The 25,633-nt window shown below is 61.6% G+C and carries 21 protein-coding genes; 16 read left to right on the top strand and 5 right to left on the bottom strand.

Annotated elements, in window-relative coordinates; all coding sequences use genetic code 11:
• Positions 1-591, top strand: a 591-nt coding sequence (locus FH061_RS20755) for an AMP-binding enzyme (protein ID WP_151637738.1), incomplete at its 5' end; no start/stop codon positions are given.
• Between the two features lie 264 nt (positions 592-855).
• On the opposite strand, the gene FH061_RS20750 is transcribed toward FH061_RS20755, so the two are convergent.
• Both FH061_RS20750 and FH061_RS20745 read right to left on the bottom strand, forming a co-directional pair.
• Positions 856-1,143 carry a hypothetical protein gene (locus tag FH061_RS20750; RefSeq protein WP_151637737.1) on the bottom strand — a complete coding sequence of 96 codons (288 nt, stop codon included), beginning with the start codon at positions 1,141-1,143 and terminating at the stop codon, positions 856-858.
• A gap of 263 nt (positions 1,144-1,406) precedes the next feature.
• Positions 1,407-2,033 (bottom strand): HAD family hydrolase, encoded by a 627-nt coding sequence (locus tag FH061_RS20745; protein WP_151637736.1) that lies wholly within the window; start codon positions 2,031-2,033, stop codon positions 1,407-1,409.
• 467 nt (positions 2,034-2,500) lie between these two features.
• On the opposite strand from FH061_RS20745, the gene gdhA reads away from it, so the two are divergent.
• The 7 genes from gdhA (at position 2,501) to FH061_RS20710 (ending at position 12,865) form a co-directional block, all read left to right on the top strand.
• Positions 2,501-3,844 (top strand): NADP-specific glutamate dehydrogenase, encoded by a 1,344-nt coding sequence (gene gdhA, locus FH061_RS20740; protein ID WP_151637735.1) that lies wholly within the window; start codon positions 2,501-2,503, stop codon positions 3,842-3,844.
• Positions 3,845-4,379: 535 nt separating this feature from the next.
• Positions 4,380-5,900 carry an aldehyde dehydrogenase gene (gene adh / locus FH061_RS20735; protein WP_151637734.1) on the top strand — a complete coding sequence of 507 codons (1,521 nt, stop codon included), beginning with the start codon at positions 4,380-4,382 and terminating at the stop codon, positions 5,898-5,900.
• A gap of 107 nt (positions 5,901-6,007) precedes the next feature.
• Complete coding sequence (locus tag FH061_RS20730) at positions 6,008-6,424, top strand: DUF779 domain-containing protein (protein ID WP_151637733.1); 417 nt, start codon at positions 6,008-6,010, stop codon at positions 6,422-6,424.
• A gap of 104 nt (positions 6,425-6,528) precedes the next feature.
• Positions 6,529-8,244, top strand: coding sequence for a PQQ-dependent methanol/ethanol family dehydrogenase (locus FH061_RS20725; protein WP_318841036.1), 1,716 nt, complete (start codon positions 6,529-6,531; stop codon positions 8,242-8,244).
• A 909-nt stretch (positions 8,245-9,153) separates the two neighbouring features.
• The gene (locus tag FH061_RS20720) at positions 9,154-11,268 is read left to right on the top strand and encodes a TonB-dependent receptor family protein (RefSeq protein ID WP_225984770.1); all 2,115 of its coding nucleotides are present in this window, start codon (positions 9,154-9,156) and stop codon (positions 11,266-11,268) included.
• Between the two features lie 50 nt (positions 11,269-11,318).
• Entirely contained in the window at positions 11,319-12,281 is a 963-nt protein-coding gene (locus FH061_RS20715) for a beta-propeller fold lactonase family protein (protein ID WP_225984769.1), read from the top strand.
• On the top strand, positions 12,260-12,865 hold the full coding sequence (locus tag FH061_RS20710; RefSeq protein ID WP_151637732.1) for a cytochrome b: 606 nt from the start codon (positions 12,260-12,262) through the stop codon (positions 12,863-12,865). The genes FH061_RS20715 and FH061_RS20710 overlap by 22 nt, the downstream gene beginning before the upstream one ends.
• Positions 12,866-13,111: 246 nt before the next feature.
• Here FH061_RS20710 and FH061_RS20705 read toward each other — a convergent pair whose 3' ends face one another.
• Complete coding sequence (locus FH061_RS20705) at positions 13,112-15,046, bottom strand: sigma-54-dependent Fis family transcriptional regulator (RefSeq protein ID WP_225984773.1); 1,935 nt, start codon at positions 15,044-15,046, stop codon at positions 13,112-13,114.
• A 640-nt stretch (positions 15,047-15,686) separates the two neighbouring features.
• On the opposite strand from FH061_RS20705, the gene lhpH reads away from it, so the two are divergent.
• The 5 genes from lhpH to opgC all read left to right on the top strand — a co-directional run bounded on the left by lhpH (position 15,687) and on the right by opgC (position 22,118).
• Positions 15,687-16,697 (top strand): trans-3-hydroxy-L-proline dehydratase, encoded by a 1,011-nt coding sequence (gene lhpH, locus FH061_RS20700; protein ID WP_151637731.1) that lies wholly within the window; start codon positions 15,687-15,689, stop codon positions 16,695-16,697.
• Positions 16,698-16,711: 14 nt separating this feature from the next.
• Positions 16,712-17,629 (top strand): delta(1)-pyrroline-2-carboxylate reductase family protein, encoded by a 918-nt coding sequence (locus tag FH061_RS20695; protein WP_151637730.1) that lies wholly within the window; start codon positions 16,712-16,714, stop codon positions 17,627-17,629.
• A gap of 271 nt (positions 17,630-17,900) precedes the next feature.
• Positions 17,901-18,464: an alkyl hydroperoxide reductase subunit C gene (gene ahpC, locus FH061_RS20690; RefSeq protein WP_151637729.1), complete on the top strand. Its 564-nt coding sequence runs from the start codon at positions 17,901-17,903 to the stop codon at positions 18,462-18,464.
• Positions 18,465-18,669: 205 nt separating this feature from the next.
• Positions 18,670-20,250: an alkyl hydroperoxide reductase subunit F gene (ahpF, locus tag FH061_RS20685; protein WP_151637728.1), complete on the top strand. Its 1,581-nt coding sequence runs from the start codon at positions 18,670-18,672 to the stop codon at positions 20,248-20,250.
• Between the two features lie 698 nt (positions 20,251-20,948).
• Positions 20,949-22,118, top strand: a complete 1,170-nt coding sequence (gene opgC, locus FH061_RS20680; protein WP_151637727.1) for an OpgC domain-containing protein — start codon at positions 20,949-20,951, stop codon at positions 22,116-22,118.
• On the opposite strand, the gene FH061_RS20675 is transcribed toward opgC, so the two are convergent.
• Positions 22,110-22,760, bottom strand: coding sequence for an SGNH/GDSL hydrolase family protein (locus FH061_RS20675; RefSeq protein ID WP_225984768.1), 651 nt, complete (start codon positions 22,758-22,760; stop codon positions 22,110-22,112). The genes opgC and FH061_RS20675 overlap by 9 nt on opposite strands.
• Before the next feature lie 477 nt (positions 22,761-23,237).
• Between FH061_RS20675 and FH061_RS20670 the strand changes: the two genes are divergently transcribed.
• The 3 genes from FH061_RS20670 (at position 23,238) to FH061_RS20660 (ending at position 25,077) form a co-directional block, all read left to right on the top strand.
• Positions 23,238-23,615: a bleomycin resistance protein gene (locus tag FH061_RS20670; RefSeq protein WP_151637726.1), complete on the top strand. Its 378-nt coding sequence runs from the start codon at positions 23,238-23,240 to the stop codon at positions 23,613-23,615.
• Between the two features lie 7 nt (positions 23,616-23,622).
• Positions 23,623-24,120, top strand: a complete 498-nt coding sequence (locus FH061_RS20665; protein ID WP_151637725.1) for a GNAT family N-acetyltransferase — start codon at positions 23,623-23,625, stop codon at positions 24,118-24,120.
• A 117-nt stretch (positions 24,121-24,237) separates the two neighbouring features.
• Positions 24,238-25,077 (top strand): NAD-dependent protein deacetylase, encoded by an 840-nt coding sequence (locus tag FH061_RS20660; RefSeq protein ID WP_151637724.1) that lies wholly within the window; start codon positions 24,238-24,240, stop codon positions 25,075-25,077.
• 89 nt (positions 25,078-25,166) lie between these two features.
• On the opposite strand, the gene FH061_RS20655 is transcribed toward FH061_RS20660, so the two are convergent.
• Positions 25,167-25,577, bottom strand: coding sequence for a hemerythrin domain-containing protein (locus tag FH061_RS20655; protein ID WP_151637723.1), 411 nt, complete (start codon positions 25,575-25,577; stop codon positions 25,167-25,169).
• Between the last annotated feature and the right edge of the window lie 56 nt (positions 25,578-25,633).

The raw sequence follows: 25,633 nt of genomic DNA, 5'->3' as shown, positions 1-25,633 counted from the left end.
GACCTGCCGAACGGGCAGGGCGGCATCCTGGTGGTCAAGCGGCCATGGCCGTCGATGATCCGCACCATCTGGAACGACCCGGAGCGCTTCAAGAAGAGCTACTTCCCGGAAGAACTGGGCGGCAAGATCTACCTGGCCGGCGACGGCGCGGTGCGCAACGAGCAGACCGGTTACTTCACGATTACCGGCCGCATCGATGACGTGCTGAACGTCTCGGGCCACCGCATGGGCACGATGGAAATCGAATCGGCGCTGGTGGCCAATCCGCTGGTGGCGGAAGCGGCGGTGGTGGGCAAGCCGGACGAGACGACGGGCGAGTCGATCTGCGCGTTCGTGGTGCTGAAGCAGGCCAGGCCGAGCGGCGACGAGGCGAAGCGGATTGCCAAGGAGTTGCGCGACTGGGTGGGCAAGGAGATCGGCCCGATCGCCAAGCCGAAGGAAATCCGGTTCGGCGACAACCTGCCGAAGACGCGCTCGGGCAAGATCATGCGGCGCCTGCTGCGCGTACTGGCCAAGGGCGAACAGATCACCCAGGATGTCTCCACGCTGGAAAATCCGGCCATCCTGGATCAGATGCGGCAGGTGCAATAGGCTTGCGGGCTTGCGGGCTTGTGGGCTCGCGGATCTGCGGACCTCAGGCATGACCGGGGAAGCCTGCGCCGCCGCAAGCGGCGCAGGCTGCATGTTAGTGGTGCGAGTTGACAATCTGCTGGTCAAATGATGGACGAGAATCACGCCGGTACTGCGCCAACAATGCCCGCAACGAATGACAAAGGCGCAGCCTTGCTGTGCTTGTTTCCTTGTCTCGTCATGATTTCGCCACATTTGCCTTCAACAAGTTTCCGACTCACACCACTAATAGGGGCCGAAGCCGGTGTCGTGGGTTGTCGGAATGGGAAAGGATTCCTCGCCGCTCGCCAGCGACTGGCCCATCATCACGATATGGGAGAGCTGCGCGAAATCGCCGTCGTCCGATCGGGGACGGGCCTGAGACGCCGCATTGGGGGCGGACTCCACATTCGTGCCGCTGGCGGCGCCGGTACCGGCCCCGCCAGCGGCCCCACTGCCGCAGCTTGCCGGCAAGGCGGTCAGCGCAAAGGAAACACCAGTTGCGCCGGTGAAGCGTACAAGTGAATGCTGCATGGAATTGCTATAAAAAAGACAGCTCGGGACATTGCGATGTGGAAATACAAGTGATGGCGGAACGGATAGCCGCAATGGATAGAGGCAATGGCATCGCGGCCGGGATGGAATGAACGGGCGCGAGCTTCCGGATCATGCATTGGGAGTCATGCATGATCCGGGTGTGATGGGAGAGCGGAATTGGCTTGTCAGGCCGGGCGCGTTCCTGCGGCGCCCGGCGTAGGTCGGTGCCCGTGCACGCCCGAAGGCAGGGGCAAGCCGCTCTACGTGCCTTGCGCCCTGACGCGGCTCGTTTCGAGCCACCAGTCGGCAAAGGCGGGAAGATCCTCGTGCCGCGAATCGATGCTCTGCAAATCCGGTCCGACATTCGGGCTGCCATTGGGCTCCCGCAGGATGAGCGCGGCATGCACTTGCCGGGGAATGCCGGCGAAGTAAGGCAGGTAATCATCGACGAAGGCAACCGGCTTGAGCTCCGTGAGCGCCGCAACCTTCGGGCTGTCGCCGTAGAGGGCCATGGGAGTGGCGATGACGCGTTCGATGGGAAAACCGGCGGTGCGCAGGTTCGCCAGCCGGGCTTCCTGGAATTCCAGCCCGATGGCCGTGACGCAGACCAGTTCGTATCCGGCGTCGTGCAATCGGTGGCATGCCTCGACGGTGCCGGGCAAGGCCGGCAGCGACGACCAGTGCACATGGTCGAAGCACTGGCGGAAGCGCTCCCGCTCTCCGCCTTCCAGGCGACGTACCGCGTAGCGGTCCATTGCCCAGTAAGCCTTCGGGTCGACGATGTCCGGCAGCACGCCGAAGGCGCGTTCCCAGGCGAAACGGTAAGCGGTATGGTAGTCCAGCAGAACGCCGTCGCCGTCGAGTGCAATGATCTCCTTCTTTGCCATGAGTCAGTTTCCTTTGATGAACTTGGTTTTGCTTGCGCGCTATTTTCCATCGGCTATTTGAACAGAGAAAGAGGTTCGGTGCTTTGCCTCTTCGGATGTGTGAATGCAGCCCGGATCTTGAAGCCCGGTTTGACCATCGACATGCTGCATCCGGTTTCCTTCTTGATGCAATGGCAATGGCAATGACAATGGCGCCGCGCGTCGCGACGGAACGTGCCGGCATGAAGTGCCACGACGGTGAGCGGGAGATGTGCGAAATCGCCCCCGCTTGATGCTTGCGCATTCCCGCGAGCGGCCGGGTTATGGCGGGAAGGGACGCCTTGCTGTGTACAAACCATCCAGGCACCAATTACGCGGAACCTTGTGAAAAAGCAGCGATCCATTTTGGTGCGCTATCGATGCCAGAATGCTTATTCAAAAAAACACTTCGTCTTCTTCCTTCATCCTCTCTTTCTAGGACTCCACATATGAAGTACACGTCCGTACATCAGTTCGTGCAACATGTTGCCGACCGCAATCCCGGTCAGCCTGAATTCCTGCAGGCCGTCACCGAAGTGATGGAAAGCCTCTGGCCTTACATCGCAGACCATCCGAAATATGCGGAACATGGCTTGCTCGACCGCTTGGTGGAGCCCGAGCGGATAGTGATGTTCCGCGTCTCCTGGATAGATGATCGTGGCCAGGTGCATGTCAACCGCGGGTATCGCATCCAGCACAGCATGGCGATCGGCCCCTACAAGGGCGGCTTGCGCTTCCATCCCTCGGTCAATCTTTCGGTGCTGAAATTCCTGGCTTTCGAGCAAACCTTCAAGAACGCGCTGACCACGCTGCCCATGGGCGGCGGCAAGGGCGGATCGGACTTCGATCCCAAGGGCAAGAGCGGCACCGAGGTCATGCGCTTCTGCCAGGCCTTCGCGAGCGAACTGTTCCGCCATGTGGGCGCCGATACCGATGTACCAGCCGGCGACATCGGCGTGGGCGGGCGCGAGGTCGGTTACATGAACGGCATGATGAAGAAGCTGACCAACCGGGCCGATTGCGTACTCACCGGCAAGGGCCTGAGCTACGGCGGGTCGCTGATCCGTCCCGAAGCCACCGGATACGGGACCGTCTATTTCGCGCAGGAGATGCTCAAGACGCGCGGGCGCTCGTTCGACGGCCTGCGCGTCAGCGTTTCCGGCTCCGGCAACGTGGCCCAGTATGCGGTGGAAAAGGCCATGGCGCTCGGCGCCAGGGTGGTGACGGTATCGGATTCGAGCGGCACGGTGATCGACATGGACGGCTTCACCCCGGAAAAGCTCGCCATCCTGATGGACGTGAAAAACCATCATTATGGCCGCGTCAGCGACTATGCCCAGCGCATCGGCGCCCGCTTCGAAGCCGATGTGCGTCCATGGCATGTTCCGGTGGACGTGGCATTGCCATGCGCGACCCAGAACGAGCTGGATGCCAACGACGCCGCCACCCTGATCAAGAACGGCGTGGCCTGCGTGGCCGAAGGCGCCAACATGCCATCGACGATCGAGGCCGCAAAGGCATTCGAGGCGGCCGGCGTGCTGTATGCGCCCGGCAAGGCCAGCAATGCCGGCGGCGTCGCCACCTCCGGCCTGGAGATGAGCCAGAACGCGGAACGCATGTCATGGCCGCGCGAGGAAGTGGATGCCCGCCTGCTGCAGATCATGCAAGGCATCCACGCGGCCTGCCTGCACTACGGCCGGCGTGCCGACGGCAACCTGAGCTATGTCGATGGCGCCAACATTGCCGGTTTCGTGAAGGTGGCGGATGCCATGCTGGCGCAGGGCGTGACCTGAATCCGGTCTCGCCTGTACCCGACACCTGTCAACCGGTGTCGGGCACGCGGCGCGGCGCACCTCCATGCAACAGGCAGCCGCGCCGCATTCCGCTCACATGGCCGTCATGCCGATTCTTGGTGCTGCGGGCGGAAGATGTGCGCGTCGAACGCGGAGCGCGCATTGCACCGCTGCCGCGTCAACAATGCGGCCAAGGCAGCGGCTCGATTCACGCCCGCACTGAACCAGCAGATTGCTGACTCGCCCCGCCAGGGCGCGGCGGGAAACCATCCGCCCATTGCTGCCGCCGGTCCCCCCGCTGTTGCAGTTTGAGACACCTCTCTTCCCGCTGTTCGAAAACAGAACACTTCCACCGGCGCAGGGCATTGCTCCCGGCTCTCATGAGTCGGCAACAACCCTGTAAAAGCCCGCGAAATCAGGCGCCCTCGCTGTTCTTCCGCTGAACTCCTCCGCATGGCACGCCAATTGCCAATACCAGTTCATCCCGGCAACCCCTGGATCACACACTTCCCACATACGCCATTCGGAGGACGACATGAATCTGGCAGACATCAGCAAACTCGGCATCAAGAACCCGTTCAAGCAGCGCTACGACAATTTCATCGGCGGCAAATTCGTCCCGCCGGTCAAGGGTCAGTACTTCGAGAACGTCAGTCCCGTCATCGGCAAGACCTTCTGCGAAGTGGCGCGCTCGACATCGGAAGACATCGAGCTTGCTCTCGACGCCGCCCATGCCGCGAAAAAGGAATGGGGCAAGACCTCGCCCGCCGCGCGCGCCATCATCCTCAACAAGATCGCCGACCGCATGGAAGCGAATCTGGAACTGCTGGCCACCGCCGAGACCATCGACAACGGCAAGCCCATCCGCGAAACCACGGCCGCCGACATTCCGCTGGCCATCGATCACTTCCGCTACTTCGCCGGCGCGGTGCGCGCGCAAGAGGGAAGCGTTGCCACCATCGATGCCGAGACCTATGCGTATCATTTCCATGAGCCGCTCGGCGTGGTCGGCCAGATCATCCCCTGGAACTTCCCGATCCTGATGGCGGTATGGAAGCTTGCGCCCGCGCTGGCCGCCGGCAACTGCGTGGTTATGAAACCTGCGGAGCAGACACCGGCCTCCATCATGGTGCTGCTGGAACTGATCCAGGACCTGTTGCCGCCGGGCGTGGTCAACATCGTCAACGGCTTCGGCCTGGAAGCCGGCAAGCCGCTGGCCACCAGCAAGCGCATCGCCAAGATCGCCTTCACCGGCGAGACCGGCACCGGCCGCCTGATCATGCAATACGCATCGCAGAACCTCATTCCGGTGACGCTGGAACTGGGCGGCAAGTCGCCCAACGTGTTCTTCGCCGATGTGATGGACAGGGACGACGATTTCTTCGACAAGGCGCTGGAAGGCTTCGCGATGTTCGCGCTGAACCAGGGCGAGGTCTGCACCTGCCCGTCGCGCGTGCTGGTGCAGGAATCGATCTACGACCGCTTCATCGAACGCGCCATTGCCCGCGTGGAGAAGATCAAGCAGGGCAACCCGCTCGATTCGGCCACCATGATCGGTGCCCAGGCCTCGCAGGAGCAGCTGGAAAAGATCATGTCGTATATCGACATCGGCAAGCAGGAAGGCGCGCAGGTGCTGACCGGCGGCGAGCGCAAGACGCAGGACGGCGATCTCGCCGGCGGCTACTACGTCAAGCCGACCGTGTTCCGCGGCCATAACAAGATGCGCATCTTCCAGGAAGAGATCTTCGGACCGGTGGTATCGGTCACCACCTTCAAGGATGAGGAAGAAGCTCTGTCCATCGCCAACGACACGCTGTACGGCCTCGGCGCAGGCGTGTGGACGCGCGACGGCAGCCGCGCCTTCCGCATGGGCCGCGGCATCGAGGCGGGCCGCGTGTGGACCAATTGCTACCACCTGTATCCGGCGCATGCCGCGTTCGGCGGTTACAAGCAGTCGGGCATCGGCCGCGAAAACCACAAGATGATGCTCGAGCATTACCAGCAGACCAAGAACCTGCTGGTGAGCTACAGCCCGAAGGCGCTCGGCTTTTTCTGATCCGCGCCAGGAAGTATCCGGCCCGCCGGCGGTACATTCGCCGCACATTGCGCACGTTGCATACATTGCCGCGGCGGGCAATTCAAGACAGCGAAACAGGATAAGACATGGCCTATTCAGCACCGCCAAGAGTGGTCGCCACCGAGACCGCGACGCAACTGATCGACACCCTGACCAGGCGTTACGGGCCGCTGATGTTTTTTCAGTCCGGCGGATGCTGCGACGGCAGCTCGCCGATGTGCTATGCCGCGGGGGACTTCAACATCAGCCAGACCGATGTCCTGCTCGGCACCTTGCACGGAGCGCCGTTTTACATCGGCCGCGACCAGTTCGAATATTGGCAGCACACGCAGCTGATCATCGATGTGGTCGATGGCATGGGCGGCATGTTCTCGCTGGAGAACGGCACGGGAAAACGGTTCTTCACCCGTTCGCGGCTGTTCACCGACGAAGAGTGCGACAAGCTGGCGCGCCAGGCGGCCCGCGAATGCGTACGGCAGGCCGCGCCCGACATCAGGGCGTGAGGGCATGAGGATGTCCGCAGGATGACATTTCAAAATAACAGGAGGAGTACATGAAAACCAATCTGAGAAGGCTGCCGCTCGCAGGCGCCATAGCCGCAGCTGCCATGCTCGCCGCCGGCTCTTTCGGCGCGCATGCCGCCGGCGTCACCGACGCGATGATCGAAGCCGATGCCAAGTCGACCAAGGACGTGCTGTCCTGGGGCATGGGTCCGCAGGGACAGCGTTACTCGACGCTGTCGCAGATCAATACCAGGACCGTGTCGAAGCTGGTGCCGGCATGGTCGTTTTCCTTCGGCGGCGAAAAGCAGCGCGGCCAGGAATCGCAGCCGCTGATCCATGACGGCAAGATGTTCGTCACCGCATCCTATTCCCGAATCTATGCGCTCGACGCCAAGACCGGCGAGAAGCTCTGGAAATACGAGCATCGCCTGCCCGACGGCATCATGCCTTGCTGCGATGTGGTCAACCGCGGCGCGGCGCTATTTGAAAACCTGGTCATCTTCAGCACGCTGGATGCGCAGCTGGTGGCACTCGACCAGAAAACCGGCGACGTGGTGTGGAAGGAAAAGGTGGATGATTATGCCGCCGGCTATTCCAACACCGCCGCCCCGCTGATCGCAAAGGGCTTGCTGCTGACCGGCGTGTCGGGCGGCGAGTTCGGCATCGTCGGCCGCGTCGAGGCGCGCGATCCGCGCACCGGTCAGCTGGTCTGGATGCGCCCGACCGTCGAAGGCCACATGGGCTACAAGTACGACAAGGACGGCAAGCAGATCGACAACGGCATTTCCGGCACCACCAACAAGACCTGGCCCGGCGAACTCTGGAAGACCGGCGGCGCGGCCACCTGGCTGGGCGGCACCTATGATCCGACTACCGGCCTGGCGTATTTCGGCACCGGCAATCCGGCGCCCTGGAACAGCCACCTGCGCCCCGGCGACAACCTGTATTCGGCGGCCACGGTGGCCATCGATGTCGCCACCGGCCAGATCAAGTGGCATTACCAGACCACGCCCCACGACGGCTGGGATTTCGACGGCGTCAATGAATTCATCACCTTCGACATGGGCGGCAAGCGACTCGGCGGCAAGGCCGACCGCAACGGCTTCTTCTATGTGATCGATGCCAAGAACGGCAAGCTGGAAAACGCCTTTCCGTTCGTGAAGAAGATCACCTGGGCCACCGGCATCGACCTCAAGACCGGCCGTCCGAACTTCACGCCGAACGGCCGTCCGGGCGATCCGACCAAGGGCGCCGACAGCAAGAAGGGCGAGACGGTATTTTCCGCGCCGTCCTTCCTCGGCGGCAAGAACCAGCAGCCGATGGCTTACAGCCCGAAGACCAACTACTTCTATGTGCCCGCCAATGAATGGGGCATGGATATCTGGAACGAGCCGATCAGCTACAAGAAGGGCGCGGCCTTCCTCGGCGCCGGCTTCACCATCAAGCCGCTCAGCGAGGAATACATCGGCGCGCTGCGCGCCATCGATCCGAAGACCGGCAAGATCGTCTGGGAAGCGAAGAACAATGCGCCGCTGTGGGGCGGCGTGATGACCACCGCCGGCGACCTGGTGTTCTACGGCACGCCGGAAGGCTTCCTGAAAGCGCTCGACGCGAAGACGGGCAAGGAGCTGTGGAAGTTCCAGACCGGTTCCGGCGTGGTCGCGCCGCCGATCACCTGGCAGGAAGGCAATACGCAGTATGTGGCGGTAGTGTCCGGCTGGGGCGGCGCGGTGCCGCTGTGGGGCGGCGAGGTCGCCAAGCGTGTGAACTTCCTGGAGCAGGGCGGCTCGGTCTGGGTATTCAAGCTGTCGTCGATTTAATGAGCGCTTAAGGGTCGTTGTCTCCGCTTTCGCTCAGACGCCGGACTGTCCGCCGGCACATTATTCTGACGATTGCATTTTGCCGGTGGCGCTTGCCACCGGTTTTTTTGTTTGCGCGCACTGCTTTCGCGCACTGCTTTCGCGCGGGGCTTGTGCGAGCCTGTTGTGCTTCCTATATCCGGCACATGGCGCAAAGCCGTGCCGCCCGGGTGCCGCTTATGCCAATTCCCTGTCAACACATGCCCGATGAGATCGATGGATGTCTTTAGACGGGGTCTCCCTGCATGGAATGATGTCGGATCAGGCTTCGGATGAGGCGATGAAGATCCTTGTCATGTCAATCGAACTCAAGCCCTGCCGGCCAGTTCGCTCCACAGGCAATCCCTTCACTTATTCCTTCATGAAGGAGTATGTTGCGATACAGGCCTTGAACAAAATCTCTTAAGGAATGGCTGCTCATCGTCTTTGGTACAGGATGCCGCTATCGCCATGATGCTTCGCACTCGGCGGGCATGCTGAATCCGGCTTGTCGCTTTATTATTGAATGCAGCGGCGTTCCTTAAGCCTGGGACCTATGTCTGATGTATATATTCAAAATATTGCGATAGGGAAGCCTGCTTGAATTCCGGCTCGCTGTTCCCGTGCAGCGGCAGCCAAGGTCCGGCGCCGCGAATGCCATCAGCTCGGCGCAGAACCTGCGCCAGATTGCCACAGCGGTGTCCCTAAATGAAACAGAGCGGTGTTCGTGTAGCATTCCCTGTCTTGCTCACTATGGAAAGCATTCGCTGTCACCCCGCACATCTCTCACACTCAATAAAATCACCTCTGCACATTTCCAGTGGCATGCAACTTGCTGACAGGAAGTCAGCGGCGGTCACGATAACTACAACTTCGAAATCACGAGACATCATGGACACATCCAATCCTAACAAGCGCATGCTGACGGCGATATCGGCCGGTGTGCTGCTCCTCATCGCCGCAACCGAAGCCGCGGCCCAGCAGCTCAATCAGGGACAGCAGGGGCAGCAGGAACAGCAACTCGGCGAAGTCGTGGTCTCCGCCAGCCGCAGCGAGCAGAAGCGCTTCGACGCCGCAGCATCCATCGACGCGGTGCAGGTCGATCCGCTGCGCGCCGCTTCTCCGCTGGTCAATCTCTCCGAACTGCTCGGCACGGTGCCGGGCATCCAGATCCGCGAACGGCAAAACTATGCGCAGGACCTGCAGCTGTCGGTGCGCGGTTTCGGCACCCGCTCGACTTTCGGCGTGCGCGGCGTGCGCATTCTCATCGACGGCATCCCCGCCACCATGCCCGACGGCCAGGGCCAGGCAGCTACTGCCACCCTGACCTCGGCGCGCCGCATCGAGATCCTGCGCGGCCCGGTCGCCCAGCTTTACGGCAATGCCGCCGGCGGCGTGGTGCAGGTGTTCACCGCCGAGCCGCCGCTGGCGCCGCAGAAACCCTACGCCAGCGCTTCCGTCGGCGCCGGCAGCGACGGCCAGCGCCAGCTCGGATTCACACTGGCCGGCGGCGGCGAATCGCTCGGCGGCCTGATCGATGTCTCGCGCTATGAAACGGATGGCTACCGCGACCACAGCGCCGCCGAACGCACCCAGGTCAATGCCAAGGTGCTGTGGCGGCCCTCGTCATCCACCAAGGTGACCGGCATCGTCAACATCTTCGACCAGCCGCTGGCGCAGGACCCGCTCGGCCTGACGCGCGCGCAGTTCGAGCAGAACCCGCGCCAGGTCGCGCCGGTCGCGCTGAGCTTCGACACCCGCAAGACCATCGAGCAGCAGCAGGCCGGCTTGCTGGTCGAGCACAAGTTCGACCGCAGCAACACCCTCAATGCCCGCCTGTACGCCGGCACCCGCGAAGTGTTCCAGACGCTGTCGTTCTCCGGCGCCGCCGCCAACTCCTCGGGCGGCGTGGTGGACCTCGACAACCACTACCGCGGCGCCGGCATCAGCTGGACACATGCGACCCAGGCCGGCGGCATGCCGCTCAACTGGACGGTCGGCATCGAAGCCGACGACCTCGACCAGACCCGGCGCGGCTTCGTCAACAACAACGGCACGCCCGGCGCATTGCGCCGCGACGAACTCGACAATGCCAACAATGTCGATGTCTTCGGCCAGGTGGACTGGACCTTCGCCGAGCAGTGGAAGGCCACCGCCGGCCTGCGCTCCAGCCGCGTGCGGCTGTCGGTGGATGACCGCTATGTCACCGCCGCCAGCCCCAATGACAGCGGCAGCGTCGAATACCGCAACACCAGTCCGGTGCTCGGCCTGGTCTGGTATGCGAATGACAAGCTGAACTTCTACGGCAATATCGGCCGCGGCTTCGAGACGCCGACATTGGCCGAGTCCGCCTATCGCGCCGGCGCCACCGGCCCCAATCTTTCGCTGCAGCCGTCGAAGAGCCGGCAGGGAGAGGTCGGCATGAAATGGCGCTCCGGCGGGCAGAGCGTGGACCTGGCGGTCTTCACCGCGCGCAGCCGGGATGAAATCGTGCCGCGCACCACCGAGAACGGCCGCTCGATTTTCCAGAACATCGACAGCGTCGAGCGGCGCGGCATCGAAGCGAGCTGGCGCAATGACATGGGCCGCTTCGGCACGCAGCTTGCATACACGCTGCTCGATGCGCGCTTCAAGCAGAGCTTCACCAGCGGAGGCGGCACGGTCGCCGCCGGCAACCGGCTGCCGGGCGCGCCGATGCACAGCCTGTTCGCCCAGGTCGAATATCGGCCGCTGCAGGGGCTGAGCACCGCGCTGGAAATGCGGGCCGAGGGCAAGACCCATGTCGACGACATCAACAGCGATACGGCGCCCGGCTATGCGGTCTTCAATCTGCGCGCGGCACAGGATTTCCGTGCCGGGGCAACGACCTGGACATTGTTCGGCCGCATAGACAATGTGTTCGACCGCGACTATGCCGGTTCGGTCATCGTCAATGACGGCAACCGGCGCTTTTTCGAGCCGGCGCCCGGACGGCGCTTCTTTGTCGGCCTGTGGGCTTCGCTCTGACGCTTGGAGCATATCGCCGGCCATCCACTAAAAATACGAGGAGAGAGACCATGAAGCTGCTTGCAAGAGGAACCCTGACACTCGCGGTCGCGGTTCTTGCACCAATGATGGATGCCGGGCTGGCGCTGGCTGCGCCGTTCGCCTATGTGCCAAACGAAAAGTCGGGCACGGTATCGGTGATCGATGCGGCGACCGATGCCGTGGTCGGCACCATCAAGACCGGCGGCAAGCCGCGCGGCCTGGCGATCGGCAACGGCGGCAAGGTCTTGTATGTCAGCGATCAGAGCAGCAATTCGCTCATCGTCATCAATCTCGAAAAGCGGGAAGTGGCTGAACGCATCAAGCTGCAGGAATCGCCGGAAGGCGTCGGCATCTCGCCCAAGGGCGACTGGGTGGTGGTGGCGAGCGAGGTCAGCAACAGCATCAATTTCGTCTCGCCGGAAACCCGCAAGGCGGTATTCAGCGTGGCCACCAAGGGCAAGAATCCCGAGCATGCGCATTTCAGCCCTGACGGCAAGTGGCTGTACGTAAGCGCCGAGGATGCCGACATGGTCGACATCGTCGATGTGGAAAAGCGCGCGCAGGTGAATGCGATCAAGGTCGGCGACCGGCCGCGCGGCATCGGTTTCCTGCCTGACGGCAGCCGCGCCTACGTGGCGGCGGAAATCGCCAACACCGTGTATGCGATCGACACCGCCACGCAGAAGGTACTGGCGCGCATCCCGGCCGGCAATTTCTCCAATGGCGTGACCGTGCACCCCGACGGCAAGACCGTCTACATATCCAACGGCAGGGACGGCACGGTCAGTGTCATCGATGTCGCGGAAAACAAGATCAGCGCCACCATCCCCGTCGGCAAGCGCCCCTGGAACATGGCCATCACGCCGGATGGCAGGAAGCTGTACGTGGCCAATGGCCGTTCGGGCTCGGTGTCGGTGATCGACACCGCCAGCCGCCAGGTGACCAGGGAAATCAGCGTGGGAGAGCTGCCATGGGGCGTAGTCATTCAATAAGCGAACCGATGGATGCGGCATGCAGCGCTCCCTCCGCCGTTGCTCCAGGCGAGCCTTGCGAGCGTTATACGCGGCCTGCGGCCGTCCTGCACTGGCTGATGGCGGTACTGCTCATCGGCCAGTTCGCCGTCGGCCTGTACATGGTGGAGCTGCCCAAGCGCACGCCGGAAGTGGCCTATTTCTATAACCTGCACAAGTCTTTCGGGTTGATTGCACTGATGCTGATCACGGTGCGCCTCGCCTGGCGCTGGCGCAATCCGCCGCCGCCATCGAGGGCGCTGCATCGTTCGGCCATGCAGGAAAAGGCGTCGCGCATCTCGCATCGATTGCTCTACCTCTGCATGCTGCTGATGCCGCTGTTTGGTTTTGCGGGATCGAGTTTCGGCAAATATCCGGTGAAGTTCTTCGGCTATGCGCTGCCCCGACTGGGATGGGAAAGCCCTGTGCTGCAGTCCTTCTTCCGGCAGGCGCATTCGGTGGTGGCGTGGCTGCTCTGCGCGCTGATCGTGCTGCATCTGCTGGCGGTGGCGTATCACCTGGCCACGTCGGGCAGGACGATCCTGCAGCGCATGTCGTTGAAGTAAGGGTGAACGCAGCAGGGGTTTCGCAATGCCTGCGTTGCGGCTGCGAAGTCAGAACCGCCTACGAGCGGCGAGGTGGACGCAGCAGGGGTTTCGCAACGCAAGCGTTGCGCCTGCGGAGTCGGAGCCGCCTGCAAGCGGCGACGTGGACGCGGTCTCAAGCATAGAAGAAACTTCTCTGCTTTAAGGAGAAAGGTGAGGAGGATGGGTTGGATTGCTCCAACGAGCATCAAGCCAGTCCCGCCTCCCTCAACAGATCTTCCGATAAATCGTATTGCGCGAAATTCCCAATGCCCGCGCGGTCGCGGAAACATTCCCGCCGTGCGCCTGCAATGCCTTCTGGATCACCGACAGTTCCACGTCCTCCAGCGTTGCATGACCCGGCGCCGGACCGGCGGTGGCAGCGATGGCCGGCTGCACGTTGCCTTCCTTTTGCATGCTTTGCACATCGTCGAGGAAATCGTCGGGCAGGTGCTCCGCGCGGATCTCGCCGTCGTCGGCGGTCATTACCATGGCGGTGCGCAGCAGATTGGTCAGCTGGCGGAAGTTGCCCGGCCAGTTGTGCTGCTTGAACAGCTGCATCACCTCCGGCGCCACTGAAAAACGCTGTCCGTTGCCTTCGGCCGCGAGCAGCTTGTTGACCACGATTTCGAAATCGGTGCGCTCGCGCAGCGGCGGCAGCTTGACCACCAGGCCGTTGAGCCGGTAGTAGAGGTCTTCGCGGAATTCGCCCCTGGCAATCATTTCGCGCAAGTTGCGGTGGGTCGCGCAGATCAGCGAGACATTGACCGGGATCGACTTGGCGCTGCCCAGCGGCGTCACCATGCGTTCCTGCAGCACCCGCAGCAGCCTTGCCTGCAGGTTCAATGGCATGTCGCCGATCTCGTCGAGGAACAGCGTGCCGCCGTTGGCCTGCAGGATGCGGCCGGTGCTGCCCTTCTTGCGCGCGCCGGTGAAGGCGCCGTCTTCGTAGCCGAACAGTTCGGATTCGATCAGGGTCTCGGGAATCGATGCGCAGTTGACCGCGACGAAAGGCCCGTGCGCACGCGGCGAATCATTGTGCACCGCCTGCGCCAGCAGCTCCTTGCCGGTGCCTGTCTCGCCGGTGATCAGGATGGGTATGTCCCGTCCGTTCACCTTGTTGAGCTTGGTGATGATGGCGGCGACCTGCGGATCGCCGGTGTTGAGATAACGCAGGCTGGAGAGCCTGTGCGATGCATCGCCGTCGATCGCGGTCTGCTGTCCCGCCGGCGCGTTCCTATCGGCAGGAACCGCTCCTGCGGGCGGCATGGAAGGAACATGATCGGCGCCGTGGATCATGCTGTTGCTCAGTCTGACCGATGCGCGCGCATAGACGCGCACGCCGCTCGGCAGGCACATGTTGAGCAGGCCGGGCGCGGCGGTCCGGTAATGGTCGAACAGCGCCGAGACGCCGAGGCCGAACAGGGAATTGAGCGTATGCACGCTAAGCGCCTGCGGCGACAGGCCAAGCTGGAACATGGCGCTGCGGTTGGCGGAAATGAAGCGGCCTCCCGGCGTGAAGGAAGCGATGCCCTCCATCAGCGTGCCGATGAATTCCGGACGGCTGTGGAAATGCAGCGTGATGCCGTCCTGGTAGGCGGCGGCGAACAGCTGGTTCTCGATCATCTGCGCGGACATGCGCACCAGCGCCATCGTGTGGCGATGAAAGGTATTGCAGTCGCCGGTGACATCGAGCACGCCGATCACGGCGCCGCGCGGATCGAAGATGGGCGCGGCCGAACAGGTGAGGATGTGATTGGCGCGCAGGTAATGTTCATCGGCATTGACCAGCGTCGGCACGCCTTCGGCGATCGCGGTGCCGATCGCATTGGTGCCGCGCCGCTGTTCCGACCAGGCCACGCCCGGCGTCAGCGCGACGCGGTTGGCCTTTTCCAGAAAGTCGTCGTCGCCCAGCGTGTGCATGATGACGCCCTGCGCATCGGTCAGGATCACCATGTTATGGGTATTGACGATCTGCTCGTACAGCGTTTCCATGACCGGCAGCGCATAGGTATGCAATGCCTGGTTCTGCTCGATCACGACCGACAGATCGGATTTGTTCAGTGGATTGAAGTCGGGCTTGTCTACCGTGCTTAGTCCGTACGCAGCGGAACGCTCGTGTGATTTTTCTACCATGATGCCGTGGTCTTCAGCAGGAAGCATGCCAATTCCCGCTGCTGTGCCCCCGACGCGACGCGCCGGTCGCGCACCGTGTCCGGGGTGCGCAACGATATCGCCGGCCGCCATCGGCATTTCCGCATTTTTGTATTCCACCGTTGTCTCCTTCGCAGGATCGCATGCGCTGGTGTCTGCTTACCCGTTGTTCCAAATTGTGACGCTGTGCCAATTTGGAGCAGTCTTGCTGTTACACAATCCGCTGCCGGATGCAGACGTTTCTCATTAATACGCATGCGAAATAGATCATACACCGCACATTGCCGTTGAAACCGTCGAATTGTGCTCGCTGATTACGGTCTTCGGCCGATTGCGGGTGCGAATCATCCTTGTCTCTCTACCTGATGGTGTCGCAGCGGCAGATACGCGCCATGGATCATTGGAAAGCGTATCGTCCGTATCCGCTTGTGGAGCAAAACCCGTTCCTTCCTGGTTCCCCGGTTAAATCTTGCAAGAATGAAAATGCGGTCCGCTGTCCGTTGCTGCGGCTTGCGTTATGATCAAGCTCCCTTGCCAGCTGGCCTGCAGGACGATCGGCGGCTGGCTCGTGCTTTCACCATCCACGCCAGCGTGGCGGGTGGATCCAGATTCACTTCAAATCGTTCGTCATGGAAGACCAAACAATCCGATGCTGAGCTTTACCAAGACCATCCAGACCATCGACGCGCACACCGGCGGAGAGCCGCTGCGCATCCTGACCACGCCGATGCCGCCGGTGCCCGGCACTACCATTCTCGAAAAGCGCGCCTGGCTCAAGGCGCAGCGCGACGACCTGCGCCAGTTCCTGATGAACGAGCCGCGCGGGCACGCCGACATGTACGGCGCCTACCTGCTGCCGCCGGTCAGCGCGGGGGCAGACTTCGGCGTGATCTTCATTCACAACGAAGGCTACAGCGACATGTGCGGGCACGGCATCATCGCGCTCGGCAAGGTGCTGGTCGAGATGGGCTATGTGGAAAGGCAGGCGCCGCTGACCCGCATCGGCTTCGATGCGCCGGCCGGCTTCATCGAAGCCTTCGTGGAATGGGACGGCAGGCGCGCCGGCAAGGTCACCTTCAGGAACGTGCCTTCCTTCATCTATCGGCGCGATGTCGAAGTGGACACGCCATCCTTCGGCAGGCTGACTGGCGACATCGTGTTCGGCGGCGCTTTCTATTACTACATCAATGCCGCGCAGACCGGATTGCGCATCGTGCCCGAGCAGGTGCGTTCACTGATCCAGCTCGGCGCGGAAAGCAAGGCGGCGGTCAAGGCCGCCGTCGACATCGTCCATCCGCTCAACCCGGGCCTGAATGAACTTTACGGCACCATCATCGATGGCGAACCCAACCGCGCGGGCGTCGACCAGTCGAATGTCTGCATCTTCGCCGACCGCGAAGTCGACCGCTCGCCGACCGGCACCGGCACCTCGGGACGCGCCGCCCAGCTGTTCCTGCGCGGCAGGCTGGCGCTGAACCAGCCCTATGTCAACGGCAGCATCGTCGGCAGCAGCTTCACGGTGCGCGTCGTGGATACGCTGAAAGTCGGCGAGCTCGATGCGTTGCATACCGAAGTGTCGGGGTCGGCACACATCATGGGCATCAACCAGTGGGTGCTCGAAGAAGATGATCCTTTTCCCGCCGGTTTTTTCCTGCGATAGATACGGTAGACACCATGAAGATATTCGATGCAACCCGGACCGCGCAGGCCTTGCCTTATGCGCAACTTGTTCCCGCCGTCGCCCGCGCCGCCCGCGAGCTGGCCGCCGGCCTGATCCGCGCGCCGGAGCGGCAGGTGGTGCCGATCGACGGCGACAGCGTGCTGCTCAGCATGCCTGCCATTGGCAGCGATCTCGGCGTGACCAAGCTGATCACCGTTCATGCCCGCAACGGCGCGCATGGACTGCCGGCAATACAGGGCGAGGTGATCGTGTTCGATACCGCGACCGGCCTCAGGCGCGCCTTGCTGCATGGCCCCACCGTTACCGCCCGCCGTACCGCCGCCGTGACATTGCTTGGAATCGAGACGCTGGCGCCGCGCAAACCGGCGTCGGCCGTCATCATCGGCAGCGGCATCCAGGCCGAGGCGCATATTGAAGCCTTGTCCGATTACTTCGGCATCCGGGATTTCCGGGTAGCCGGGCGCAACCAGGAGCGTACGTCGGAATTCTGCAAGCGCCTGAGCGGCCGACTGCCCGGCATCAGCGCGTTGCCGATCGACATGGCCGCAGTGTTGCCGGCGGCCGAGCAAGCCGGCCTGGTGATTGCCCTGACCACCTCCCGCAGCCCGGTGATTCCGGCCGATCTGCCGCCGGATGTGCTGGCGGTCGGCGTCGGCGCGTTCAAGCCCGACATGGCCGAATTCCCGCCGGAGCTGCTGCACCGGCGCCGCATCGTCGTCGATGACATCGACGGCGCGCGGCACGAGGCGGGCGACCTGCTGCAGGCAGGCATTGACTGGAATCGGGTAACGCCTATTGCCGGCAATCTGGAACGCAAGGACGCGACAGAAGGGAGCGTGCCGGTGTTCAAGACCGTGGGGCAGGCGGCCTGGGATCTTGCAGCGGCACGTGTTGCCTCCATATTGTTCTGAACGAACCGGTTGCAACATCCGAAAGGCAATGTCCGGCCAAGTGTTGAAAAAGCCATCGTCGGGCAGGGAATTCGCTCCGCCAAACATGGACTAAATGCACACCGCGGCCAGGCATGGCTGCCGGCGGCCCGATTAGGCAAGTGGTACCATGGCGAGCCAATTTGGCAATATAGCTTGCCTATCAGTCTGATTCAGACTATTAATTTCACGCCGTGATTGATTCCGGCTATCATACAGCTACCTTAACTTCTTCAACCAAGAGAGAAAAACCATGTCTCTGATCAATACACAAGTCAAACCGTTCAACGCGACTGCTTACCACAATGGCAAGTTCGTACCGGTTTCCGATGCAGATCTGAAGGGCAAATGGTCCGTGGTGGTGTTCTATCCGGCCGACTTCACTTTCGTCTGCCCGACCGAACTCGGCGACCTGGCCGACAACTATGACACCTTCAAGTCCCTGGGCGTGGAAGTTTACGGCGTGTCCACCGACACCCACTTCACCCACAAGGCATGGCACGACACTTCGGAAACCATCGCCAAGATCCGCTATCCGCTGATCGGCGACCCGACCGGCGCCATCACCCGCAACTTCGACGTCATGATCGAGGAAGAAGGCCTGGCACTGCGCGGCACTTTCGTCATCAATCCGGAAGGCCAGATCAAGCTGTGCGAAATCCATGACAACGGCATCGGCCGCGACGCCAAGGAACTGCTGCGCAAGGTTCAGGCAGCCCAGTACGTTGCATCCCACCCGGGCGAAGTCTGCCCCGCCAAGTGGACACCGGGCGCAGAAACGCTGGCACCGTCGCTCGACCTCGTCGGCAAGATCTAAATTGTCACCGGCTGCGTCGAACCGGCGCAGCTTCTTCCGGGGCGCAGAGCACCGCGCCCCGCGGCAGTACCACTCCCCGATCAGCCTGATTGATCCGGAAAGCCCCAGGCTGATCCGGCGGTGGGACTGCACCCGAAAAAATCTACGTACTCACAAAGTACCTACGTAACGTACATACAAAGTACAAACACCCTGAGAGGCCAAGATGCTGGACACCAATCTGAAAAATCAACTGAAGGCATATCTCGAAAAAGTCACGCAGCCGATCGACATCACCGCGTCGCTGGACGACAGCGACAAGTCGCGCGAAATGCAGGAGCTGCTCAAGGAGATAGCGGAACTGTCGCCCCGCATCACGCTGACCGAGCGCCGCGGCGACGGCGAGCGTGCACCCTCGTTCGCGCTCAACCGCACCGGCAGCGACATGGGCATCCGTTTCGCCGGCATCCCGATGGGCCATGAATTCACCTCGCTGGTGCTGGCGCTGCTGCAGGTTGGCGGCCATCCGCCGAAGGCCGACGCCGACGTGCTGGAGCAGATCCGCAATCTCGACGGCGAATACCTGTTCGAAACCTATATCTCGCTGTCTTGCCAGAACTGCCCGGAAGTCGTGCAGTCGCTGAACCTGATGGCGGTGATCAACCCGAAGATCCGCCACGTGATGATCGACGGCGCGCTGTTCCAGGATGAAGTCAATGCCCGCCAGATCATGGCGGTGCCGACTGTCTTCCTCAATGGCGAAACCTTCGGCCAGGGCCGCATGGGCCTGGAAGAAATCCTGGCCAAGCTCGACACCGGCGCCGCCGAACGCGAAGCCGCCAAGATCGGCCAGAAGGACGTGTTCGACCTGCTGGTGGTCGGCGGCGGCCCTGCCGGCGCATCGGCCGCGATCTACTCGGCGCGCAAGGGCATTCGCACCGGCGTGGTCGCCGAGCGTTTCGGCGGCCAGGTGCTGGACACCATGGGCATCGAAAACTTCATCTCGGTGAAGGAAACCGAAGGACCGAAGCTGGCTGCGGCACTGGAGCAGCACGTCAAGACCTATGACGTCGACGTGATGAACCTGCAGCGCGCTGCGGCGCTGGTGCCTGGCGACATCATCGAAATCAAGCTGGCCAGCGGCGCAAGCCTGAAGGCCAGGAGCGTGGTGCTGGCGACCGGCGCGCGCTGGCGTGAAATGAACGTGCCCGGCGAGAAGGAATACCGGAACAAGGGCGTGGCTTACTGCCCGCACTGCGACGGCCCGCTGTTCAAGGGCAAGCGCGTGGCGGTCATCGGCGGTGGCAACTCGGGTGTGGAAGCGGCAATCGACCTGGCCGGCATCGTCGCCCATGTGACGCTGCTGGAATTCGACAGCAAGCTGCGCGCCGACGCGGTGCTGCAGCGCAAGCTGCACAGCCTGCCCAACGTCAAGGTCATCCTGAATGCGCAGACCACCGAAGTGACCGGCGACAGCGCCAAGGTCAACGGCCTGCGCTACAAGGACCGCAACAGCGGCGAAGAGCAGAAGGTCGAGCTCGAGGGCATCTTCGTGCAGATCGGCCTGCTGCCGAACACCGACTGGCTCAAGGGCACGGTCGCGCTGAGCAGCCGCGGCGAAATCGAAGTCGATGCGCGCGGCCAGACTTCGGTGCCGGGCGTGTTCGCAGCCGGCGACGTGACCACGGTGCCGTACAAGCAGATCGTGATCGCGATGGGTGAGGGTTCCAAGGCGGCACTGAGCGCCTTCGATCACCTGATCCGCAGTTCGGCGCCGGTTGAGGACGCAGTCGCGGTAGCGGCCTGATCGAGTTTGCCCTGTCACGCAAGTGGCATGGCAGGCAGCCGCGCCGCAGCAGATAAAGCGTGCAACAAAAAACGCCCCGTACCTTGTACGGGGCGTTTTTATTTTCGGAGCGCATTCATCCTGACCGGGCTCGGCGGGACCGGGAAGATCTGTCCGTGGGCGAAGGCATGGTCATGCGACATGGCAGGCGCGGTGTCCCCTGGCCATGGCAAGGAAAACGCCGGCGTCCCCACACACGCAGACCTGTGCGCTACTTTTCCGGCATCGTCAATAGAGTCTGGACGACAACGGCCTGGCACTACGGTATGACGAACCTGGGCTTGTCTGAAGGCGCATGAAAAATCATGGTTGATGGTTTCAAAGTGACTTGCGCAGTTGTTCAGTCCACCAGTTTGTAATCAAACCTGATGCGTACCACTCCGCTCGCCCTTTTAGCAAGCAGCCTTGCCACAATTCAATCGAAATGCCATGTCGGCATCATGCATCCCGACACGGCATTTCTTAATTCGTGCCCCTGCCGGCACGTCATTTGCGACTCGTATGTCAGCCACATGACATTAAGCAAAGCAAGATCAACATCGGGCAACAAAGAGTGGCCTTTCGTTGTCAGCATCGAAATACTCCTGCTCGTGAACAGCAAGCAGGGACGTTATTTCCATTGCCCAGAACACGCTTGCAGTATCACGAAGGAGAGCCGGATGAATCGCCGCTGGGACCTCGACATGCTCCGAGGCCTGATGTTGATCCTGATGTTCGTCACACACCTGCCGACACGATTTTCCAGCATGCTGAGCCAGCCGTTCGGCTTCGTTTCAGCGGCGGAAGGTTTTGTCATGCTATCGGCCTTCATGGCGGGCATGATCTATACCGGCAAGGGCTTGCGTGACGGCATTCCCTCGATGCGCAACGCGTTCATCGCGCGGGCGCTCAAAATTTATGCATGCCACGCCGCCTTGCTGCTGTTCCTGTTTACGGTAATTGCGGCGGTCGGCATCTTGCGGGACCAGCATGCGCTGACCGACCTGCTCGGTTTCTACCTGAGCCAGCCGCTGGCCGGACTCTGGGGCGGGCTGCTGCTGATCTACAACCCGCCGCTGCTTGACATCCTGCCGCTGTACATCATGTTCATGCTGCTCAGTCCCCTGATACTGGAGGTCGGACTGCGCCGCGGCTGGCAGGGTATTTTTGCCATCAGCATCGCGCTGTGGATCATGGCGCAGACAAAAATTTCCGAGACGCTCTACGATCTTTTCGTCATCCTCACGGACTTCCAGGTGCCATACCGCGAAACCGGCTCCTTCGAAACCTATGCATGGCAATTCCTCTGGGTGCTCGGCCTGTGGATGGGCGCGCTGACGGCCAAGGGGGAATTGAAGAACCGCAAGCCTTTCCCGAAAGCCTTGGTGGCGTTCTGCCTGATCTATGCGGCCGTCATGCTGGTTTGGCGCTATGTTGCGGGACAGGTGCCGATCCACGGCGAGAGCGTGATCAATCATCTGTTCGACAAATGGCATCTCGGCCCATTCCGGCTGATCAACTTCTTCGCCATGGTCATTCTGCTCATGCATTTCAGCGAATGGCTGAAGGCGCGCATACCGCGCATCGGTGTGCTGGAAACACTTGGCGCCGCATCCCTGCCGGTGTTTTGTGTCCACCTCGTGCTGGTGCTGCTGGCGCTCTCCATCTATGGGCAGAGTACGCCCGAGCGCAGCCTCATGACCGACGTGATGCTGATGGCCGTCGGACTGGCGCTGCTTTATGTCACCGCGGTGATCACCTTGATGATCGACAAGGAAAGCAATCCGAAGCGCCGTCCCGAAACGGATGCGCCGAAAGTGCCGAAGCCCAAGCCCAATCCTTTAGCGTAAATGCGCGGGCAGATGGGCGGAGATCACTGTGCGCCACAGTGCATAGCCGGTAGCGTTGAGATGCAGCGCATCTTCGCGGAACAGTTCCTCGCGCGGAGTGCCGGCCGTGCTGAGCATCGGTGAAAAGATATCGATGTAATCGGCATTGTCGGTATTGTCGACGTAATCCTTGATCAGCGAATTGGCTTCGCGAATGCTTGGAAGCAAGGCGGCGCGCGAGGGACTTGGCTTGATGGAAATATAGGCAATGCGCGTATCAGGCAATTCCTGGCGGACGCCCTTGACGAAAGACTTGAAACTGTCGAGCACCTGCTGCGGCGTGCGGCCTTCGGCAAGATCGTTGTCGCCGGCATAGACCAGCACCATGCGCGGCTTGTAAGGCACCACCAGGCGGCTCAGGTAAGTCTTGCAGTCTTCCATGCGCGACCCGCCGAAGCCGCGCTTGACGACCACAGGCAGGGCTTCAAACTGCGTTTCCAATCCATCCCACATGCGAATCGATGAACTGCCGACAAACAGGACTCCTCCCGGAGCCGGGGCCTGCAGCTTGTCGGCCTCATCGAAGGCCGCGAAGCTGGATGCCCATTTGGCATCGACAGCCGCGAGGGTGGCGGGAGCACTTGCGAGAGTTTGGCTGAACACGGGAGCGGCCGCTACGCAAAGCAAACCGGAAAGCAGGACGGAGTGGATTTTTTTCACTGGATGCAAGCTCGGTAAGTGCAGCGGCGCAAAGGTGCAGGGGTGCAAAGATGCAGTGGCGCAAGGGCTTGGAAGCTCAAGCGCTGAAGGCGCTGCTGGATGTAATCGGGATGTGCCTATGATAGGGGCGGACTATGCGGATGAAAAGCCCCTGCATGTAAATTGGCCAAAAAAATGCATGTATTCGGTCCGCAAACAACATCACGGCCGAATAACATTGCCCGCGATAAAAGCTTTGTATTAATTTGCGAAATCCATTACCGGGCTGCTTATGGACTTGGCTTGCCGCAACGTTTGCCGCCGAGTACCGAGCGCAAATTCCTGCCATGTGTTTTAATGCACGCCAGCAATCCCTTCGAGGTTCTTTCCATGCCCGTATTTTCGGCGTGCGAGCATACAGCAATGCGAGAAAGCCGCATCATGACGCAGTTAATCCAAAGCACCATACCGGTATTGGCATCGCTCGATCTCGACGCCACCATCGCGTTCTATGCCGAGCGCCTGGGCTTCGCCACTGCGGCTCGCCACGATGACTATGCGATCGTGCGGCGCGACGGTTGCGAAATTCATTTCTGGGCATGCAAGGAGAGACGCATTGCGGAACATACTTCCTGCTATGTGCGCGTGGCCGATGCGCAGAAGCTGTATGAAGAATTCTCGCGCAACGGCGTGCAGATGCCGCCGCCGGTGGCACAGCCCTGGGGCATGAAGGAATGCCATGTCATCGACCTGCATGGCAACTTGCTGAAGTTTGGCGAAGACATCTCGCAACCATCATCAATGACAGTTCTGGAATAGAAACAGCATGCAGATCCGCAAAGCCATGGAATCCGACTTCACTTCAATGTGGGCCATCTTTCATGCTGTCGTGTCGGAAGGAAGCACCTATGTGTTTGCCGCCGACGCCAGCCGCCAGACAGCATTCGATTACTGGTTCGGCAAGGACATCAAATCCTATGTCGCCGAAGACGGCGGCAAGATCATCGGCATGTACAAGCTCGTCGCCAACCAGCGTGATCGGGGAGCGCATGTCGCCAATGCGTCTTTCATGGTCGATCCGGCCGCAGCGGGCAAGGGCGCGGGCAGGGCGATGGGCGAACATTGCCTGCGCGAGGCGAAGGCGGCAGGATTTCTGGCAATGCAGTTCAATTTCGTCGTCAGCACCAATGAACGCGCGGTCCGCCTGTGGCAAGGCCTCGGTTTTCAAATTGCCGGTACCCTGCCGAAGGCTTTCAGGCATCCATCGCTCGGGTATGTCGACGCTTATGTGATGCATCGGTTTCTCGATGATATCGCCAGCTAGCAGGCAAGAAATTTTCACGCCTCGGTGAATTCGGCTACTCTTGTGCATTGAGCGCCGCACGGCAGCATGCGGAGAACACGCATGTTGCAGGGCCCTCGTTATTCTTTCCGGATTTCAATGCCGATGCCGCAAACGATCTGTCCTCTCGAAGAACTCAGCCTGTTCCTGCAACGCCATGACCGCCTCTACATCCTGACCGGAGCAGGCATGAGCACGGCTTCCGGCATTCCCGATTATCGCGACAGGGACGGCGTGCGTAGAGGACGGGCACCGATACAGGGCCCCGAGTTCCGCAACTACGATGCGATGCGCCGGCGCTACTGGGCGCGCAGCATGATAGGCTGGCCGGTGTTATCGAAGGCGCAGCCGAATGCGGGGCACGGCAGCATCGCGCGGCTGGAAGCCGCCGGCCGACTGGCCGGCCTCGTCACCCAGAATGTGGATGGCCTGCACCAGCGCGCGGGCAGCCGCGATGTGGTCGAGCTGCATGGCAGCATTCATCGGGTACGCTGCCTCGCATGCGATGCGCGCTTCGAGCGCGCTGCCATCCAGACCGCGCTCGAAGCGCTCAACCCCTACATGTCGGAAGCCACGGCGGTGGCGGCGCCCGATGGCGATGCGCACCTGGAACCGCATTGTCTGGAGAATTTCACCGTGCCCGCATGCATGCGTTGCGGCGGCATGCTGATGCCCGACGTCGTGTTCTTCGGCGACGGCGTTCCCCGTACTTGCGCGGAGCAGGCCGAAGCCCGTTTGCGGGAAGCCGACGGCATGCTGATCATCGGCTCGTCGCTGATGGTCCTGTCAAGCTTTCGGCTTTGCAGAATGGCGGCGGAAGCGGGCATGCCGATCGCGGCAATCAATCTTGGCAGGACGCGTGCCGATCATATGCTGTCATTGAAGGTGGATGCACAGGCCGAACAGATATTGCCGGGGCTTGTCGATCAACTGCAATGACATCGGTGGCACGCCATGCGGCGTTCCTTCCGCCTTGCCCTGCAGCGCGCTGTCGGCCGATTCCTCCATGCATCCGCCGGGGCTCCAATCTATGCGAGCAGCGCGATCGCGGGATACAGTTCGATGTTCTCCTGCTGTATGCGCTGATGCAATGCCTTGAACACGATATTGGCTTCGGCGCGAAATCCTTCCGGGTCGGAATGAATTTCTCTCGCGGTATTCCACTTGCGGGAGAAGTCCATATAGGCGCCGGCGATACCACCCATCTCATGCTGATAGCGCGAGCCGAGTGCGGCAAGCTGCTGCCCGCCCGACGCCAGCGCCGGATAGAGATGGGAGTCCTCGCGCGCCAGGTGCAGCTTGATGATCCCGCTGATCGAGATCACCAGCCGGGAAATCGTTTCGGCATTCTCGGCAATGCCGCTCCTGACCAGCTTGCGCATCTGAGACACTGCACCGAGTATTTCCACATGCTGGTCTCTCAGCTTGTCGATGTTCATGGTGATTCCTCCCTTGATTTATTAACGCAAAACCCGGATGGCTCGCTCTCTGCGAG

The sequence above is a fragment of the Noviherbaspirillum aerium genome, assembly GCF_008929045.1.
Classification (GTDB): Bacteria; Pseudomonadota; Gammaproteobacteria; order Burkholderiales; family Burkholderiaceae_D; genus Noviherbaspirillum; species Noviherbaspirillum aerium.
Note: the sequence above shows the minus strand (reverse complement) of the source record. Positions and strands in the feature narration are given on the sequence as shown.

Bases quoted from the DNA above. Each gene is read 5' to 3' on its own strand.
- FH061_RS20720 (WP_225984770.1), top strand. From the start codon at position 9,154: ATGGACACATCCAATCCTAACAAGCGCATGCTGACGGCGATATCGGCC.
- FH061_RS20725 (WP_318841036.1), top strand. From the start codon at position 6,529: ATGCTCGCCGCCGGCTCTTTCGGCGCGCATGCCGCCGGCGTCACCGAC.
- ahpC (WP_151637729.1), top strand. From the start codon at position 17,901: ATGTCTCTGATCAATACACAAGTCAAACCGTTCAACGCGACTGCTTAC.
- FH061_RS20715 (WP_225984769.1), top strand. From the start codon at position 11,319: ATGAAGCTGCTTGCAAGAGGAACCCTGACACTCGCGGTCGCGGTTCTT.
- FH061_RS20670 (WP_151637726.1), top strand. From the start codon at position 23,238: ATGACGCAGTTAATCCAAAGCACCATACCGGTATTGGCATCGCTCGAT.
- lhpH (WP_151637731.1), top strand. From the start codon at position 15,687: ATGCTGAGCTTTACCAAGACCATCCAGACCATCGACGCGCACACCGGC.
- gdhA (WP_151637735.1), top strand. From the start codon at position 2,501: ATGAAGTACACGTCCGTACATCAGTTCGTGCAACATGTTGCCGACCGC.
- FH061_RS20705 (WP_225984773.1), bottom strand. From the start codon at position 15,046: ATGCTTCCTGCTGAAGACCACGGCATCATGGTAGAAAAATCACACGAG.
- FH061_RS20745 (WP_151637736.1), bottom strand. From the start codon at position 2,033: ATGGCAAAGAAGGAGATCATTGCACTCGACGGCGACGGCGTTCTGCTG.
- FH061_RS20665 (WP_151637725.1), top strand. From the start codon at position 23,623: ATGCAGATCCGCAAAGCCATGGAATCCGACTTCACTTCAATGTGGGCC.
- ahpF (WP_151637728.1), top strand. From the start codon at position 18,670: ATGCTGGACACCAATCTGAAAAATCAACTGAAGGCATATCTCGAAAAA.
- adh (WP_151637734.1), top strand. From the start codon at position 4,380: ATGAATCTGGCAGACATCAGCAAACTCGGCATCAAGAACCCGTTCAAG.
- FH061_RS20660 (WP_151637724.1), top strand. From the start codon at position 24,238: ATGCCGATGCCGCAAACGATCTGTCCTCTCGAAGAACTCAGCCTGTTC.
- FH061_RS20695 (WP_151637730.1), top strand. From the start codon at position 16,712: ATGAAGATATTCGATGCAACCCGGACCGCGCAGGCCTTGCCTTATGCG.
- FH061_RS20750 (WP_151637737.1), bottom strand. From the start codon at position 1,143: ATGCAGCATTCACTTGTACGCTTCACCGGCGCAACTGGTGTTTCCTTT.
- opgC (WP_151637727.1), top strand. From the start codon at position 20,949: ATGAATCGCCGCTGGGACCTCGACATGCTCCGAGGCCTGATGTTGATC.
- FH061_RS20710 (WP_151637732.1), top strand. From the start codon at position 12,260: ATGGGGCGTAGTCATTCAATAAGCGAACCGATGGATGCGGCATGCAGC.
- FH061_RS20655 (WP_151637723.1), bottom strand. From the start codon at position 25,577: ATGAACATCGACAAGCTGAGAGACCAGCATGTGGAAATACTCGGTGCA.
- FH061_RS20730 (WP_151637733.1), top strand. From the start codon at position 6,008: ATGGCCTATTCAGCACCGCCAAGAGTGGTCGCCACCGAGACCGCGACG.